The sequence below is a fragment of the Streptomyces sp. Xyl84 genome (genome assembly GCF_059731885.1).
The window spans coordinates 457952-474179 of sequence record NZ_AP029182.1 but is presented as its reverse complement, the minus strand read 5'-3'; the positions used below and the strand labels follow the sequence as shown (position 1 = coordinate 474179).

At 75.7% G+C, this 16228-nt stretch carries 14 protein-coding genes; 10 read left to right on the top strand and 4 right to left on the bottom strand.

Annotated elements, in window-relative coordinates; all coding sequences use genetic code 11:
* Positions 1-37: 37 nt before the first annotated feature.
* Together AC6I72_RS02020 and AC6I72_RS02015 are read right to left on the bottom strand one after the other, a co-directional pair.
* Positions 38-1654, bottom strand: a complete 1617-nt coding sequence (locus AC6I72_RS02020) for a glycerol-3-phosphate dehydrogenase/oxidase (RefSeq protein ID WP_497998962.1) — start codon at positions 1652-1654, stop codon at positions 38-40.
* The gene (locus tag AC6I72_RS02015) at positions 1651-2211 is read right to left on the bottom strand and encodes a TetR/AcrR family transcriptional regulator (protein ID WP_498004563.1); all 561 of its coding nucleotides are present in this window, start codon (positions 2209-2211) and stop codon (positions 1651-1653) included. Before AC6I72_RS02015 ends, AC6I72_RS02020 begins: the two co-directional genes overlap by 4 nt.
* Before the next feature lie 206 nt (positions 2212-2417).
* Between AC6I72_RS02015 and AC6I72_RS02010 the strand changes: the two genes are divergently transcribed.
* From AC6I72_RS02010 to AC6I72_RS02000, 3 genes are all read left to right on the top strand, one after another.
* Complete coding sequence (locus tag AC6I72_RS02010) at positions 2418-4037, top strand: FAD-binding oxidoreductase (RefSeq protein WP_497998960.1); 1620 nt, start codon at positions 2418-2420, stop codon at positions 4035-4037.
* A gap of 335 nt (positions 4038-4372) precedes the next feature.
* The gene (locus AC6I72_RS02005) at positions 4373-5254 is read left to right on the top strand and encodes a YegS/Rv2252/BmrU family lipid kinase (RefSeq protein ID WP_497998958.1); all 882 of its coding nucleotides are present in this window, start codon (positions 4373-4375) and stop codon (positions 5252-5254) included.
* Positions 5255-5570: 316 nt separating this feature from the next.
* Complete coding sequence (locus AC6I72_RS02000; protein ID WP_497998957.1) at positions 5571-7031, top strand: aldehyde dehydrogenase family protein; 1461 nt, start codon at positions 5571-5573, stop codon at positions 7029-7031.
* Between the two features lie 10 nt (positions 7032-7041).
* Here AC6I72_RS02000 and AC6I72_RS01995 read toward each other — a convergent pair whose 3' ends face one another.
* Positions 7042-7428, bottom strand: a complete 387-nt coding sequence (locus tag AC6I72_RS01995) for a transglycosylase family protein (RefSeq protein WP_497998956.1) — start codon at positions 7426-7428, stop codon at positions 7042-7044.
* Positions 7429-7726: 298 nt separating this feature from the next.
* Here AC6I72_RS01995 and AC6I72_RS01990 point away from each other — a divergent pair, with 298 nt between their 5' ends.
* Genes AC6I72_RS01990 through hypE form a run of 7 tightly spaced genes read left to right on the top strand, consistent with a single transcriptional unit; the run spans position 7727 to position 15789 of the window.
* On the top strand, positions 7727-9436 hold the full coding sequence (locus AC6I72_RS01990; RefSeq protein ID WP_497998955.1) for an enoyl-CoA hydratase-related protein: 1710 nt from the start codon (positions 7727-7729) through the stop codon (positions 9434-9436).
* Entirely contained in the window at positions 9433-10080 is a 648-nt protein-coding gene (locus AC6I72_RS01985; RefSeq protein WP_497998953.1) for a hydrogenase maturation protease, read from the top strand. Before AC6I72_RS01990 ends, AC6I72_RS01985 begins: the two co-directional genes overlap by 4 nt.
* A gap of 22 nt (positions 10081-10102) precedes the next feature.
* Positions 10103-10882, top strand: coding sequence for a hydrogenase nickel incorporation protein HypB (hypB, locus tag AC6I72_RS01980; RefSeq protein WP_497998952.1), 780 nt, complete (start codon positions 10103-10105; stop codon positions 10880-10882).
* Positions 10879-13239: a carbamoyltransferase HypF gene (gene hypF / locus AC6I72_RS01975; protein ID WP_497998951.1), complete on the top strand. Its 2361-nt coding sequence runs from the start codon at positions 10879-10881 to the stop codon at positions 13237-13239. The genes hypB and hypF overlap by 4 nt, the downstream gene beginning before the upstream one ends.
* 3 nt (positions 13240-13242) lie before the next feature.
* Positions 13243-13581 carry a HypC/HybG/HupF family hydrogenase formation chaperone gene (locus AC6I72_RS01970; protein ID WP_497998950.1) on the top strand — a complete coding sequence of 113 codons (339 nt, stop codon included), beginning with the start codon at positions 13243-13245 and terminating at the stop codon, positions 13579-13581.
* The gene (gene hypD, locus AC6I72_RS01965; RefSeq protein WP_497998948.1) at positions 13578-14720 is read left to right on the top strand and encodes a hydrogenase formation protein HypD; all 1143 of its coding nucleotides are present in this window, start codon (positions 13578-13580) and stop codon (positions 14718-14720) included. The genes AC6I72_RS01970 and hypD overlap by 4 nt, the downstream gene beginning before the upstream one ends.
* The gene (gene hypE, locus AC6I72_RS01960) at positions 14713-15789 is read left to right on the top strand and encodes a hydrogenase expression/formation protein HypE (RefSeq protein ID WP_497998947.1); all 1077 of its coding nucleotides are present in this window, start codon (positions 14713-14715) and stop codon (positions 15787-15789) included. Before hypD ends, hypE begins: the two co-directional genes overlap by 8 nt.
* A 78-nt stretch (positions 15790-15867) precedes the next feature.
* On the opposite strand, the gene hypA is transcribed toward hypE, so the two are convergent.
* The gene (hypA, locus tag AC6I72_RS01955) at positions 15868-16227 is read right to left on the bottom strand and encodes a hydrogenase maturation nickel metallochaperone HypA (protein ID WP_497998946.1); all 360 of its coding nucleotides are present in this window, start codon (positions 16225-16227) and stop codon (positions 15868-15870) included.
* Position 16228 lies beyond the last annotated feature (1 nt).

The following is a 16228-nucleotide window of genomic DNA, read 5'->3' as shown; positions in this document are numbered from 1 at the left end:
GGACCGTCGCCTCACCGGGGATGCCGGCGCCGTCGCCTCACCGGGATTCCAGCGCCTGGCCCACCGCGTTCCTGGCGGCGGGCAGCGCCGCTGCCCGGTCGGCCGGGACCAGGCCGATCCGCGTACGCCGGTCGAGCAGATCGCTCTCGTCGAGCGCCCCTTCGTGCCGCACGGCCCACACCAGCTCGGCGCGGGTGACGGGGTGCCCCTCCAGCACGGGTTCGCGCAGCTCCGGATCGGCGGCGCCGAGCGCGTGCACCGCCGGGGCCTCGGTGCCGTAGCGGCGGACCAGACGGCGGGGCGCCGGCAGCGCGGCCAGGGCCCGGGGCGAGGCTGCACCGACCAGGGGCAGCGCGGCCGTCGGGGAGGGCCCCGCGGCCAGGCGGCGGGTGCGCACGGCTGCGTCCACGGCGTCCTCGGCCATCCGGCGGTAGGTGGTGAGCTTGCCGCCGACCACGGTGACCACCCCCTCCGGTGAGGTGAGCACCGCGTGCCTGCGCGAGATGTCGGCGGTGCGGGAAGCCGCACCGGACGGACCGTCGGACCCGGCGCCGAGGAGCGGTCGCAGGCCCGCGAAGGCCCCCACCACGTCCTCGCGGCGGACCGGCGTCTCCAGGGCGGACCCCAGGACGTCCAGCAGGAAGCCGATGTCCGCCTCGGGGACCTCGGGAACGTCGGGGATCTCACCGTCGACGGGTTCGTCGGTGAGTCCGACGTAGACCCGGCCGTCCCCCTGGGGCAGCACCAGGACGAAACGGTTGGTCTCACCCGGCACGGGGATGTGCAGCCCGGCGGGCAGCGGGCCGAGACGGGCGGCGCGCAGCACGAGGTGGGTGCCGCGGGAGGGCCGGATCCGCACGCCGCCGACCAGACCGCCCGCCCACACACCGGTGGCGTTGATCACCGAGCGGGCGCGGATCTCCCCTTCCTCCCCGGTGAGTTCGTCGCGTACCCGGGCACCGGACGAGGTCAGTTCCAGGGCCCGTACCCGCGTCAGGATCCGCGCTCCGTGTGCGGCGGCCGTCCGCGCGACGGCGGTGACCAGGCGGGCGTCGTCGCTGAGCCGGCCGTCCCAGGACAGCAGGCCGCCGCGCAGCCCGGCCCCGCGGAGCGCCGGGGCGAGGTGGCGGGTCTCCACGGCGGACGTCCGGCGCGGCGCGGGCAGGGTGGTGCGGGCGGTGCGCGCGGCCAGGCGCAGCCCGTCGCCCGCCCGGAAGCCCGCCCAGGCGAGGGCCGCCTGGCCCCGGGAGACCAAGGGGGTCAGCGGCAGGAGGAACGGTTGCGCGCCGACCAGATGGGGTGCGGTGCGTTCCATCAGCACCCCGCGTTCCACCGCGCTCTCGTGGGCGACGTCGAGCTGGGCGGAGGCCAGGTAGCGCAGGCCCCCGTGGACGAGCTTGGAACTCCAGCGGGAGGTGCCGAAGGCCAGGTCGTGGGCGTCGACCGCGGCCACGGACAGCCCGCGGGCCGCGGCGTCCAGCGCCACGCCGGCGCCGGTGGCGCCCAGCCCGACCACCAGCACGTCCACGGCCGGACCGCCGACGGTCAGCGCCAGTTCGCGCGCCCGCCGCGCGGCGCTCAGCGACGAGCCGGCCGGGGTGCCGGACGGCCCGGCGCAGTCCGCCGGGCCGGGACGGGAGGGGGCGGGGCTCATGGCGTCAGGGTCCTCTCCAGAAGGGTCCGCAGTTCCCCGAGGAAGGCCTGGGCGGACAGCTCGGGGTCGTCCTCGTCGGCCATCGTGCGCAGCGACAGCGTGAAGGACTGGACGACCAGCAGCAGCGAGCGCGCCTGCCGCGCGGGATGGCCGGGGCGCACCGAGCCGTCGGCGTGGCCCTCGCGCAGGGCGTCGGTGACCAGTTCGAGCAGGGCGTCCTGGCTGGCTCCGCGCCGGTCGAGCACGTAGGGGAGCAGCAGCTCGGGATCCACGTCGACGATCTTCCGGAACAGGGGGTGCGCGCGGAAAGCCGCCACCCCCGCCACCAGACCGTCCACGATCAGGGCGCGGGTGGCGGTGCCGGGCCGCCGCTCGGGCATCGCACCGGTGGCCACGCCGATCCACTCCCGGGTCATCAGATCGCCCACCAGGGAACGGACGTCCGGCCAGCGCCGGTAGAGCGTCATCCGGGAGACGCCCGCCCGCCGGGCCACGTCCGTCAGGGTCGTACGGCGGACCCCCACGGCCAGGACGCAGTCGCGCACGGCGTCGAGCACGGGATCACCGGACGGCGAGTCGGAACCCGCGGCACCGGTACCCGTGCCCTTCCCACCGTCCGCGGCGCGTGCGCCCGCCGAGCCGCGCATGGCCTCCGCGCCGCTCGAGGCGCTTCCGCCGCTTCCGGGGTCCGAGCCGTTGTGACGAATAGGCGTCATGTGTAACAGTGTAACGCCCCTTCGACGCGACCGGTGAGGAACGACCCATGGACATGCTGTGGAGCGGCTGGGGCGACCCGGCCGAGGCCGCACCGCTGCCCGCCCCGGTGACCGGGCTGCTGCGCGACCTGCTCGGCGTCAGGCCCGCCGGTGCAGCACCGGTCGGCCGGGAAGAACTGCGCGTCCCGGAGTCCCCGCTGACCGCCGCCGCCCGCCGGTCTCTCGAAGAGGCGGTCGGCGGCGAGAAGCACGTCAGGACCGACGCCGACGCACGGATCCGCCACACCCGCGGCAAGTCGACCCCCGACCTGCTCCGCATCCGGAGCGGCGACCTCACCGACGTGCCCGCGGCCGTGGTGCTCCCCGCCGACCACGACGAGGTGCTCGCCGTGCTGCGTGCCTGCGCCGCCCATGACGTGGCCCTCGTGCCGTTCGGCGGCGGCACGTCCGTCGTCGGCGGCCTCGCTCCCGAGCACCGGGCGCCCGGCCGGCGCCCCTTCGTCGCGCTGGACCTGCGCCGTATGGACCGGCTGCTCGCCCTCGACCCGGTCTCGCGGACCGCCACCCTCCAGCCCGGCCTGCGCGCCCCGCACGCCGAAGCGCTCCTCGCCGAACAGGGCTTCACCCTCGGTCACTTCCCGCAGTCCTACGAGTGGGCCACCATCGGCGGGTTCGCCGCCGCCCGTTCCAGCGGCCAGGCGTCCGCGGGCTACGGCCGCTTCGACGAGATGGTGCTCGGCCTCACCCTCGCCACCCCCGAAGGCACCCTGGAGGCGGGCCGGGCCCCGCGCTCGGCCGCCGGTCCCGACCTGCGCCAGCTCGTCCTGGGTTCCGAGGGGGCGTTCGGCGTCATCACGGCGGTGACCGTGCGGCTGCGCCCGCTGCCGCAGACCCGCGTCTACGAGGGCTGGCGGTTCGCCTCGTTCGAGGAGGGCACGGACGCGGTGCGCCGGCTCGCGCAGGACGGGCCGCTGCCGACCGTGCTGCGCCTGTCCGACGAGACGGAGACCCTGATCGGACTCGCCCAGCCCGACGCCATCGGCGCCTCGCTCGCCGACGGGTCCGCCGGCTGCCAGGCGATCACCGGCTACGAGGGCACCGCCGAGGACGTCGCCCACCGCAGGGAACGGGCCGCGGCCGTCCTGCGGGCGTGCGGCGGAACCCCCCTCGGCGAGGAACCCGGCGAACGCTGGGCCCACGGCCGCTACTCGGCCCCCTACCTGCGGGACGCGCTCCTGGACGTGGGCGCGTTCGCCGAGACCCTGGAGACCGCGGCCTTCTGGTCGCGCGTGCCCGGCCTGTACGCCGCCGTACGCGACGCGCTCACCGTCACCCTCACCGACGCGGGCACTCCGCCGCTCGTCATGTGCCACATCTCGCACGTCTACGAGAACGGCGCCTCCCTGTACTTCACCGTGGTCAGCGCGCAGGGCGAGGATCCCGTGGCGCACTGGGCGCCCGCCAAGCACGCCGCGAGCGAGGCGGTCCTCGCCGCGGGCGGCACCATCAGTCACCACCACGGCGTGGGGACCGACCACCGCGACGCGTACGTCCGGGAGGCCGGACCGCTCGGCGTCGAGGCACTGCGGGCGGTCAAGCGGTGCCTGGACCCGGCCGGTCTGCTCAACCCCGGCGTGCTGCTGCCCCACGATCCGGCCGACGGCTGACACCCGGCACGGCCCGCCCGCCGGGTCGCCTCCGGCGGACGGCGGACGGCAGGCAGTGCGCGGCGCACGGCGTACAGCACTGTGCCGCCCGCCGCCCGAGGCCCGCGCACTCGTCCTCGTCCCCCCGCCGGACGGGCAGCCGGTCCGGACGGGCCGCCGGTCCGGCAACCGGCGGCCCACCTCCCACCGTCCCCGTCCCCGCCCGCCGGACACCCGGCCCCCGCTCCCGGCCCCGTGATTCCCGCCCCGCCCCATCGCCCCCCCGCCGCCCTCTCGCCCCGCTCCGCCTCGCCCTACACCCCGTCCGCGCCCTCACTCCGCCCGGAGGCCCACCGATGCGTCAGTTCACCGCCATCGTCAACCCGACCGCGGGCGGAGCCTCCGGCGCCGCCGCGCTGCTGCAGGTGGGCAGGGAACTGAGGGAGGCGGGCGCTGGGCTGGAGACCGAGTACAGCCGCAGCCTCGACCACGCCCGGGAACTGGCCCGGCGGGCCGGTGAGCGCGGCCGGGCCGTGCTCGCGGTCGGCGGCGACGGCATCGCGGGCGGCGTCGGCGGCGCCCTCAGCGGCACCGAGACCCTCTTCGGCCTGGTGCCGGCCGGCCGCGGCAACGACTTCGCCCGGGCCCTCGGCCTGCCCGCCGACCCCGCCGCACTGGCGCGCGTGCTGCTCCACCACGCCCCGCGCCGCGTCGACACCATCGAGGTGGAGTCGGCGGTCCACCCCCGCACCGTCGTCCTCGGCAGCGTGTACGCGGGTGTCGACGCACTCGCCAACCGGCACGCCAACCGGGCCCGGCTGCTGCGCGGTGCCGCCTCGTACTACGCCGGCGGGCTGCGGGCCGTCGCCACCTGGCGCACCGCGACCTACCACGTCACCGTCGACGGCGAGGAGCACGTCCACCGCGGCTACACGGTCGTGGCCGCCAACTCGGCCTATTACGGCTCCGGCCGGATGATCGCCCCCGCCGCCCGCGTCGACGACGGCCTGCTCGACGTGGTGCTGATCCGCGCCGCCCCGCGCCGGCTCTTCTTCACGCTCATGAACGAGCTGAAGTCGGGCGGCCACGCCCGCCGGCCCGAGGTGCGGATCCTGCGCGGCAGGGAGGTCCGGGTCGAGGCCGACCGCGACATCCCCTACGGCGCCGACGGCGAGGTCGACGCGGCGCTGCCCGTCACGGCCCGCGTCCTGCCGGGCGCCCTCGCCGTGCTGTGCTGACCACCCCGCCGTCGCCCCGCCGGCCTGCCCAGCCCGCCGACCGGGCCGCCCCGTCCGCAACGGCCGACCGCCCGGCCGGTCCGGCCCCGACGGCTCACCTCCACCGATCCGCCTCCACCGATCCACCCCGCCCTCGCCGACCCACCCCCGACCGAGCCGCGCTCCGGCTGTGCGGAACGTCCTGGCGGGCGACCCTTGACGTAGCCGTGGAAGCGGAGCAGCATTCCCGCCGACGATGCGAAGGAAATTTCACTGGACGAACAACGGCGGCGTTCCGTCCAGCCCGTCCAGCCGGTCCGCACGAAGGGTCGCGATCATGCCCATAGCCCGCGAGCTGTTCATCGGCGGTGAGGACGTCCCCGCCGCCTCCGGGCGGACCGAGACGGACGTCAGTCCGTACACGGGGGAGGTCTACGCGACCGTGGCCGCCGCCGGACCGAAGGACGTGACCCGGGCGGTGGACGCCGCCGACGCGGCCTTCGCGCAGTGGGCGGCCCTCGCGCCCTTCGCCCGCCGGGCGGTCTTCCTCCGGGCCGCCGACCTCCTGGACGCCCGCGCCGGCCAGGTGGCCGACCTGATGGCGCACGAGGTGGGCGCCACCCGGCCCTGGGCGCACTTCAACGTGATGCTCGCGGCCGGCATCCTGCGCGAGGCCGCAGCCGCGATCACGGCGCCGCGCGGTGAGGTGCTCAGCGCCCAGGAGGAAGGCGTGCTGAGCCTGGCGGTGCGTGAACCGCTCGGCGTCGTCGCCGCGTTCGCGCCCTGGAACGCCCCGGTCATCCTGGGCGTGCGGGCGGTGGCCGCACCGCTGGCGGCGGGCAACACCGTGGTGGTGAAGCCCAGCGAGGACGCGCCCCTGGCCTGCGGACTGCTCGTCGCGGACGTGCTGCGCGAGGCGGGACTGCCCGCCGGTGTGCTCAACGTCGTCACCAACGCCCGCGAGGACGCCGCCGAGGTCGCCGAGACGCTGATCGCCGACCCGAGAGTGCGCGCGGTCAACTTCACCGGTTCCACCGGCGTCGGCCGCGTGATCGGCGAACACGCGGCCCGGCACCTGAAGCCCGCCGTCCTGGAACTCGGCGGCAAGAACGCGATCATCGTGCTGGACGACGCGGACGTCGAACACGCCGTGAACGCCGCCTGCTTCGGCGTGTTCATGAACGCCGGCCAGATCTGCATGTCCGGTGACCGCGTCCTCGTCCACGAGTCACTGGCCGAGGAGTTCACCGCCAGGTTCACCGCGAAGGTGGCCGCCCTGCCGTCCGGTGACCCCGCACGTGCGGAGACCGTCATCGGCCCGCTGGTCGGCGAGCACGCCGCGCGGCGCGTGGCCGGGCTGGTGCGCGACGCCGTGGCCAGGGGGGCGAAGGTCCTGGCCGGCGGCGGTGAGCCGGAGGGTGCGGTGCACCCGGCCACCGTGCTCACGCGGGTGCCCGAGGACGCCGAGGTGTACCGGACGGAGGTGTTCGGACCGGTGTGCGTCGTCGAGACGTTCGCGGACGACGCCGACGCCGTCGCCCTGGCCAACGACACCGAGAACGGACTGACCTGCGGCATCATCACCGAGAACGCCACCCACGGGCTCAACGTCGCCCGCAGGGTCCGTACCGGCATCGTGCACGTCAACGACCAGTCCGTCGCCGACGAACCCCAGGCGCCCTTCGGCGGGGTGAAGGCCTCCGGGTACGGGCGTTTCGGCGGCCGGTGGGGCATCGAGGCCTTCTCGAACACCCGCTGGATGACCCTCGCCACCCAGCAGGCGCACTACCCCTTCTGACGGTCCGGCGTCAGGCGCAGGCCCAGGCCTGCATCCCCTGGAGGGCGGCGAGCCGCCTGGCCACCGCGATCTGTTCCCGGCGGGTGGCCAGGTCGGCCCGGGGCGCGTACTGCAGTCCGCCGGCCGCGATCCAGCTGGACTGGGCGAACTGCAGTCCGCCGTAGTAGCCGTTGCCGGTGTTCGCCTGCCAGTTGCCCCCGGACTCGCACGCGGCGATGGAGTCCCAGTCGGCGGTGAAGGCGCCGGCCGGCGCCGCCGTGGCCGCGGGTCCGCCGGCCAGCGCGGCGGTGGTCGCCGCGACCAGCAGTGCTCCGCGCAGGGTGAGGCGACGAGGGTGACGAACGGCGGCCCGGTCACATCGGACGGGGGCCCTGTCGATGCTCTGCTGCCAGATCATGTGCAGACTGTTACATCAGATAAGCAGAAAGTATTGCAGCGCCACGCCGGGACGAGCCGATGTCCCCTTCGCCGCCCCGTGCCCGCGGCCCGGATGGAGCATGTACTCCCGCGCCCGCGGTCTGGATTGGAGCACGTACTCCCGCACCCGCGGTCCGGATGGAGCACGTACTCCCGCGCCCGCGCTCTGGGCGCACTCCCGCACCCGCGGCCCGGATGGAGCACGCGGCCGGCCGGTGCGGACGAAACGCCGTCCCGGTCCTTCCCGGCGAACGGCGAAACGGACACCATGCCATGTCATGGACATTTTGCTCGTGGCGAGCGCGTTCAACAGCCTGACCCAACGCGTCTACGCCGAACTCACCGACCACGGACACCGCGTGGACGCCGTCCTCGCCTCGCACGGCCCCGACGCCGTCCGCGCCGCGGTGACGCGCGCCCGCCCGGACCTGATCATCGCGCCGATGCTGAAGACGGCGCTGCCCGAAGACCTGTGGCGCGAGCACACCTGCCTCATCGTGCACCCCGGACCCGAGGGGGACCGCGGCCCGTCCTCCCTGGACTGGGCCATCGCCGAGCAGGCCCAGCACTGGGGCGTCACGGTCCTGCGGGCCGAGGCCGGCATGGACGCCGGCGACATCTGGGCGTCGGTGCCGTTCAGGACGGAGCAGGTGGGCAAGAGCGACCTGTACCGCAACGAGGCCTCCGACGCGGCGGTGGCCGCGGTCCTGCTGGCCGTACGCCGCTTCGAGGAGGGCTCCTTCAAGCCGCGGCCGCAGAGCGACCCGGAGGTGCGCGTGGTGTGGCGCGACGCCCTGCGTCAGACCCGGCGGCGCATCGACTGGGCCGCGGACAGCACCGCCACCGTGCTGCGCAAGCTCCGCGGCGCCGACTCCCAGCCCGGCGTGCTCGACGAGATGCTCGGCCGTGAGGTCTTCCTGCACGGCGGTCACCCCGAGGACCGGCTGCGCGGACGCCCCGGCGACCTGCTCGCCACCCGCGCCGGAGCGGTGTGCCGGGCCACCTCGGACGGCGCCGTGTGGATCCCGGAACTCAGGCCCCGCAAGAACTCCGGCGACCCCGCGCCCTTCAAACGCCCGGCCGCCTCCGTGCTCGGCCCCGACGCGCCGCAGGAGGACCCCGTCCCCCTCGAACTGCCCGCCGGCCGCCGCACCTGGACCGACATCCGCTACCGGCAGCACGGCGACACCGGCTTCCTGACCTTCTCCTTCCCCGGCGGGGCCATGAGCACCGACCACTGCCGCCGGCTGCTCGCCGCCTACCGCCACGCCCTCACCCGCCCCACCTCCGTGCTGGTCCTCGGCGGCGCCCGCGACTTCTTCTCCAACGGCATCCACCTGAACGTCATCGAGGCCGCCCCCGACCCGGCCGTCGAGTCCTGGACCAACCTCAACGCCATGAACGACCTGGTCGAGGCGGTGCTGCGGACCACCGACCGGCTGGTGGTCGCCGCGCTCGGCGGCAACGCCGCCGCCGGCGGCGTCATGCTCGCGCTCGCCGCCGACGAGGTGTGGTGCCGCACCGGCACCGTCCTGAACCCGCACTACCGGCGGATGGGCCTGTACGGCTCGGAGTACTGGACGTACAGCCTGCCGCGCCGGGCCGGCGCGCGGGCCGCCGAGCGGCTCACCACCGACGCCCTGCCGGTCAGCGCCGCCACCGCGCACCGGCTGGGCCTGGTGGACCGTCCGGTCCCCGCTTCGGCCGCCGAGTTCACCGCCGAGGTGGACCGCCTCGCGGCCGAAATGTCCCGTGCCCCCGGGCTCGGCCGGCGGATCGAGGCCAAGGCGGCCACGCGCGCACGCGACGAGGCGGCACGGCCGCTCGCGGACCACCGCAGCGCCGAACTCGCCCGCATGCACGCCATCTTCTTCGACCCCGGGGCCCCCTACCACGCGCTGCGCTCGGCGTTCGTCCGCAAGGTGCCCTCCGGCACCGCCCGCCCCCTGGCCCCGGCCGCCGACCCGCTCACCGGGAGCCCCCGGTGACGGCGCCGCCCCCGGCCCGGCTGCTGGTCGCGGGCGTCGGCAACATCTTCCTCGCCGACGACGCCTTCGGCCCCGAGGTGCTGAAGGCCCTGGCCGCCCGGCCGCTGCCCGCCGGCGTCCGGGCACGCGACTTCGGCATCCGCGGCCTGGACCTCGCCTACGAACTCCTGGACGGCTACGCCACCGCCGTCCTCGTCGACGCCGCCCCGCGCGGGCACCGGCCCGGCACCCTCTCCCTCGTCGAAGCCGACCTGCCCGGCCCGGCCGGCCCGGCCGCCGCCCCGCCCGAGGCCCACGGCATGGACCCGGCCAGGGTGCTGGCCCTGGCCGCCCGCCTGGACGACGGGCCGCTTCCCCGCGTCCTCGTGCTCGCCTGCGAACCCGCGGTCCGGCCCACCGGCGAGGAGGACGTCATGCCCGGACTCAGCGACCCGGTGCGCCGGGCGGTCGGCCACGCGGTGGACGCCCTGCACACCCTCGTCCCGGCCCTGCTCGCGGACCCCGCCGCCCCCGCCGGCGCCCTCCCGTTGAGCCGCCCGGACCAATCCGGGGTCCCGCGCACGGCCGCGCTGCCGTACCGCGCGGCCGGCGGCGTCCACGATCGGTCAGGCGCCGCTCGTCCCGCACGAGCGGCCCCCTCCTGAACCGAACGTGAGGAGAAGTGCCATGTGCCGGTCCCTCGACGTCGAGCAGGCCGTACTCGCCAAGAACGACCGTCTGGCCCGGGACCTGCGCGAAGACCTCGCCCGGCGGAGCGTGGGCGTCGTGAACCTGCTGTCCAGTCCCGGCAGCGGCAAGACCGAACTCCTCGGACGGGTGCTGGCCCGCGCCGTCGCCCTGGACATCCCGGTGGCCGCGCTCACCGCGGACCTGGCGACCGAGAACGACGCCCGCCGCCTCGCCCGTTCCGGCGCGCCCGTGCGCCAGGTTCTGACCGACGGCCTCTGCCACCTCGAAGCCCGCCAGCTGCGCACCCGGCTGGCGGGCTGGCTGCCCGCGGACACCGCGCTGCTGTTCGTCGAGAACGTCGGCAACCTCGTCTGCCCGGCCTCCTACGACCTCGGGGAGAGCCTGCGGATCGTGCTGATGGCGGTGACCGAGGGCGAGGACAAGCCGCTGAAGTACCCCACCGCCTTCGGCTCCGCCCACCTCGTCGTCCTCACCAAGACGGACCTGGCCGAGCCGGCTGGCTTCGACGAGGGCACCTTCCGCGCCCACGTGCAGCGGGTCAACCCCGGGGTGGAGATCGTCCGCACCTGCGCACGCACCGGCGACGGCGTCGACAGCGTCCTGGAACGCGCGCTCGCCGTCCGCCACGAGGCCCCGCCGCACCACCCGCCCCTCGCCCCGCGCCCCCACAGCCACGACCACGACCACGGACCGCACGAGCACGCTCCCGCCGCCGGGCACGCCGGCCCGCACCCGGCGACCACCCCCGCCCCGTGACCGCACCCGCCACCGGCGCCGTACGCCGCCGCCTCACCGTGCGCGGCACGGTCCAGGGCGTCGGCTTCCGGCCCTACGTGCACCGCCTCGCCGCCGACCTGGCCCTGGCCGGATTCGTGAGCAACACCGCGGACGGCGTGCTGATCGAGGTCGAGGGTCCGGCGGACGGCGTCACCCGGTTCTGCGACCGGCTGGCCGCACAGCCGCCGCCGCTGGCCGCCGTGACCGGCATCGGACACGAGGACATCCCCGCCACCGGCGCCGCCCGCCCCTTCACCATCCGTCCCACCGAGCAGCGCGCGGGCCGCACCCAGCTCCCGCCCGACACCGCGACCTGCGCCGACTGCCTGCGGGAGCTGGCCGACCCGGCCGACCGCCGGCACCGGCACCCGTTCATCACCTGCACCCACTGCGGCCCCCGCTTCACCGTCGCCACCGCGATGCCCTACGACCGCGCCGCCACCACCATGGCCGGCTTCCCGCTGTGCCCGGCCTGCGCGCGGGAGTACGCCGACCCCGCCGACCGGCGCTTCCACGCCCAGCCCGTCGCCTGCCCCGACTGCGGGCCACGGCTGACCCTGGTGCCCGCCGACGGCAGCGGCCCGCGCCCGGCCCGGGACGCGGAGGCCTTGGCGGGCGCCCGGGCGCTGCTCGCCGCCGGACGGATCGTCGCCGTCAAGGGCGTCGGCGGCTACCACCTGGCCTGCGACGCCACCGACGCGCACGCCGTCGCCACCCTGCGCGCCCGCAAGGAACGCGGCGGCAAGGCGTTCGCCGTGATGTGCGCGGACCTGGCCACCGCCGAGCGGATCGCCGCCCCCACCGACCGCGAACGAGAGGCCCTCACCGGCCCGCGCCGCCCCATCGTCCTGCTGCGCCGGTGCGCGCGCCCCGACGGCCCGCGCCTCGCCGAGGCGGTGTGCCCCGGCAGCCCGCACATCGGCGTGATGCTGCCCTACACCCCCGTGCACTCCCTGCTGTTCGGACTGCCGGGCGACCCGCCCGGCCCCCGGGTGCTGGTGATGACCAGCGGCAACCGCTCCGGTGAACCCATCGTCACGGACGACGGGGAGGCACTGACCCGGCTGGCCGGACTGGCCGACGCCTGGCTCATCCACGACCGGCCCGTCGCCTCCCCGTGCGACGACTCGCTGCTGCGGGTCCGCCCCGACGGCACCGAGCAGGTGCTGCGCCGCTCCCGCGGCTACGTTCCCCGCCCGCTGCGGCTCCCCGTGCCCGTACGGCCCACGCTCGCGGTCGGCGGCGACCTGAAGAACGCCCTGTGCGTCGGCGACGGCGAGCAGGCCTGGTTCGGCCCGCACATCGGCGACATGGGCGACCTGGCCACCCTGCACGCCGCCCGGCGGGCCGAGCGGCACCTGCTGAACCTCACCGGCGTGGCGCCCGCGCTCGTCGCCGCCGACCGGCATCCCGGCTACCACTCGGCCCGCTGGGCCCGGCACCGCGCCGCCCGGCTGCGCGCGGGTGGACCGGTGTTCGTCCAGCACCACCACGCACACATCGCCTCCGCGATGGCCGAGCACGGCCTGGACGGGACGACGCCCGTGATCGGCGTGGCCTTCGACGGCACCGGCTACGGCGACGACGGCACCGTCTGGGGCGGCGAGTTCCTGCTCGCCGACTACGCGGGCCACCGCCGCTTCGCCCACCTGACCCCCGCACCGCTGCCCGGCGGCGACGCGGGCGTGGCCAATCCGTGCCGCCTGGCACTGGCCCGGCTGTGGACGGCGGGACTGCCCTGGGAGCCGGACCTGCCCAGCGTCACCGCCTGCACGGACGCGGAACGCGCCGTGCTGCGCAGGCAGTTGGAACGCGGCCTGGCCTGTGTGCCCACCTCCAGCATGGGACGCCTCTTCGACGCCGTCTCCTCCCTGGCGGGCATCTGCCACCGGGCGGCGTACGAGGCGCAGGCCGCCCTGGAACTGGAGGCGGCGGCCACCGAGGCCCGGGAGACGGAGACCGCGGCGTACCCCTTCGGGCTGACCGCGGGACCGGGGCCCGTGGGCTGCGATCCGGCACCGATGCTGGAGGCCCTCCTCGCCGACCGGCGGCGCGGCACCCCGGCGGCGGTGCTGGCGGCCCGTTTCCACCGGGGGGTGGCGCGGGCCGTCGCCCGGATCTGCCGGCGCGCCCGCCGGGCCACCGGCCTGACCACCGTCGTCCTCAGCGGCGGCGTCTTCGCCAACGGGCTGCTGGAGGAGGAGTGCGCCGTGCTGCTGGCCGGCGACGGCTTCACCGTCCTGCGGCACGGCGAGGTCCCCCCGAACGACGGCGGTCTGGCCCTCGGCCAGCTCATGGTCGCCGGGCGGCTCACTGACAGCGACGAGACGGAGTGACCCATGTGCTTGGCAGTGCCCGGCAAGGTCGTGTCCATCGACCACCGCGCCGACCCGCTCACCGGACTGGTGGACTTCGGCGGGGTGAGCAAACAGGTGTGCCTGGAGTACCTGCCCGATCTGCGGGTGGGGGAGTACGTGATCGTCCACGTCGGGTTCGCCCTGCAACGGCTGGACGAGGCGTCGGCTCGCGCGTCGCTGGAACTGTTCGAACAACTGGGGCTGCTGGAGGAGGAGTTCGGCGACGCCTGGGAGCAGGCGGCGCAGCAGGCCGGACGCGCGGCCCCGTCCGCCTGGGCGGCCCCGGCGGCGCGCGACGAGAACGGGAGCGAGGCCCGATGAAGTACATCGACGAGTTCAACGACCCGGCCCTGGCCCGGCGGCTGCTGGACGAGATCCGGGCGACGGTCACCCGGCCCTGGGCGCTGATGGAGGTCTGCGGCGGCCAGACCCACTCCATCATCCGGCACGGCATCGACCAACTGCTGCCCGAGGAGGTGGAGTTGATCCACGGGCCGGGCTGTCCGGTGTGCGTGACCCCGCTGGAGGTCATCGACAAGGCACTGGAGATCGCCGCCCGCCCCGAGGTGATCTTCTGCTCCTTCGGGGACATGCTGCGGGTGCCGGGCACCGACCGTGACCTGTTCCGCGTCAAGGGCGAGGGCGGAGACGTCCGGGTGGTGTACTCGCCGCTCGACGCGCTCCGGCTGGCCCGGCAGCACCCGGACCGGCAGGTGGTGTTCTTCGCCATCGGCTTCGAGACGACCGCGCCCGCCAACGCCATGGCCGTGCACCAGGCCCGCCGTCTCGGTCTGGACAACTTCAGCCTGCTCGTCTCCCACGTGCGGGTCCCCCCGGCCATCGACGCGATCATGACGGCCCCGGCCTGCCGGGTGCAGGGCTTCCTCGCCGCCGGGCACGTGTGCAGCGTCATGGGCACCGACGAGTACCCGGAGCTGGCCGCACGGCACCGCGTCCCCATCGTCGTCACCGGCTTCGAGCCCCTCGACATCCTGGAGGGCATCCGCCGCACCGTGCGCCAGCTGGAGCGCGGCGAGCACCGGGTGGACAACGCCTACCCGCGCGCGGTGCGCGAGAGCGGCAACCCGGCCGCCCTGCGGATGCTCCAGGAGGTCTTCGAGGTCGCCGACCGCTCCTGGCGCGGCATCGGCCGGATCCCCGCCAGCGGCTGGCGGCTGTCCGAGGCCTACCGCGCCTACGACGCCGAGCACCGTTTCGACGTCACCGGCATCCGCACCGAGGAGCCCGCCGTGTGCCGCGCGGGCGAGGTCCTGCAAGGCCTGATCAAGCCCACCGAGTGCGCCGCGTTCGGGACCGCCTGCACCCCGCGCACCCCGCTGGGCGCCACCATGGTCTCCAGCGAGGGCGCCTGCGCGGCCTACTACCTGTACCGCCGCATGAACGGTACCGCCCCCCAGGGATCGCCCGCCCCGCAGGAGGAGTTGAACACCGTTGGCTGACCTCGCGAGCCCGGACGCGGCCGTCGACCCCGCGAACTGGACCTGCCCCGCCCCGCTGCGCGACCAGCCGGTCGTGGTGATGGGCCACGGCGGGGGCGGCGCCCTGTCCGCGGAACTGATCCAGGACGTCTTCGCCCCCGCCTACGGCAACCCCGTGCTCGCCGCCATGGGGGACTCCGCGGTCCTCCACCTCGGCGGTGCGCGGCTGGCCTTCTCCACCGACTCCTACGTGGTGCGTCCGCTGTTCTTCCCCGGCGGGAGCCTCGGCGACCTGGCCGTCAACGGCACCGTCAACGACCTGGCGATGAGCGGCGCCCGGCCCGCCTACCTGTCCGCGGCGTTCGTCCTGGAGGAGGGTGTCGCACTGGACGTCGTCGACCGGATCGCCCGCGCCATGGGCGCGGCGGCCGAGGCGGCGGGGGTCACCGTGGCCACCGGCGACACCAAGGTGGTGGAGGCCGGGCACGGCGACGGCGTGTACGTCACCACCGCCGGTGTCGGGCTCGTCCCCGAGGGCGTGGACATCCGGCCGCAGCGCGCCAGGCCGGGCGACGCGGTCCTGGTCAGCGGCCCGATCGGCCTGCACGGCGTGGCGGTCATGAGCGTCCGGGAGGGCCTGGAGTTCGGCGTCGAGATCGCCAGCGACACCGCGCCCCTGGCGGACCTGGTCGCCACCATGCTCGCCGTCACCCCGGACCTGCACGTACTGCGCGACCCGACCCGTGGCGGCCTCGCCGCCTCCCTCAACGAGATCGCCCGCGCCTCCGGCACCGGGGTCAGGCTCCACGAGCGGGCCCTGCCCGTCCCGGAGGCGGTCGCCAACGCCTGCGGATTCCTGGGCCTGGACCCGCTGTACGTCGCCAACGAGGGCAGGCTCGTCGCCTTCGTGCCGGCCGGCGAGGCCGAGGCGGTCCTGGCGGCGATGCGCGCCCACCCGCAGGGCACCGGCGCCGCGCTCGTCGGGGAGTGCGTCGCCGAGCACCCCGGCATGGTGGTCGTCTCCACCGGCCTCGGCGGGACCCGGGTCGTCGACCTGCCGCTGGGGGAGCAACTGCCCCGCATCTGCTGACCCGTCCGGACGGAGCGGTGGACCGCCGGTGCACCGCGCACCCGCGGGCCACCGCTCCGTCCGCAACCGGTGGACCCGTCACGTGGCCGCCTGCGGCGCCGTCTCGATCGCTGTGATGGCCAGTTCCCGTCCGCTGCGCAGGTCCTGCGAGGGCCGGTCGCAGCGCGGGCACCAGAAGAACGGCGGCACGCCCACCGCGAACTCGGCCGCGCACGGACCGCAGTACGCCCGCGCGGGCACCTGCTCGACGACGAGCCGGGCGCCGGACAGCGCGGTGCCCGCCCGCACCACCTCGAACGCGAAGTCCAGCGCGTCGGGCACCACTCCGGACAGCTCACCCACCCGCACGGTCACCGCCGAGACGGAGTCCGCGCCCTCGGCCAGGGCGAGTTCCCCGGCCCGCTCCACGAGCGCGGCGGCGATCGACACCTCGTGCACC

Bases quoted from the DNA above. Each gene is read 5' to 3' on its own strand.
- AC6I72_RS02020 (WP_497998962.1), bottom strand. From the start codon at position 1,654: ATGAGCCCCGCCCCCTCCCGTCCCGGCCCGGCGGACTGCGCCGGGCCG.
- AC6I72_RS02010 (WP_497998960.1), top strand. From the start codon at position 2,418: ATGGACATGCTGTGGAGCGGCTGGGGCGACCCGGCCGAGGCCGCACCG.
- hypB (WP_497998952.1), top strand. From the start codon at position 10,103: ATGTGCCGGTCCCTCGACGTCGAGCAGGCCGTACTCGCCAAGAACGAC.
- AC6I72_RS01995 (WP_497998956.1), bottom strand. From the start codon at position 7,428: ATGATCTGGCAGCAGAGCATCGACAGGGCCCCCGTCCGATGTGACCGG.
- AC6I72_RS01970 (WP_497998950.1), top strand. From the start codon at position 13,243: ATGTGCTTGGCAGTGCCCGGCAAGGTCGTGTCCATCGACCACCGCGCC.
- AC6I72_RS01990 (WP_497998955.1), top strand. From the start codon at position 7,727: ATGGACATTTTGCTCGTGGCGAGCGCGTTCAACAGCCTGACCCAACGC.
- AC6I72_RS02005 (WP_497998958.1), top strand. From the start codon at position 4,373: ATGCGTCAGTTCACCGCCATCGTCAACCCGACCGCGGGCGGAGCCTCC.
- hypD (WP_497998948.1), top strand. From the start codon at position 13,578: ATGAAGTACATCGACGAGTTCAACGACCCGGCCCTGGCCCGGCGGCTG.
- AC6I72_RS02000 (WP_497998957.1), top strand. From the start codon at position 5,571: ATGCCCATAGCCCGCGAGCTGTTCATCGGCGGTGAGGACGTCCCCGCC.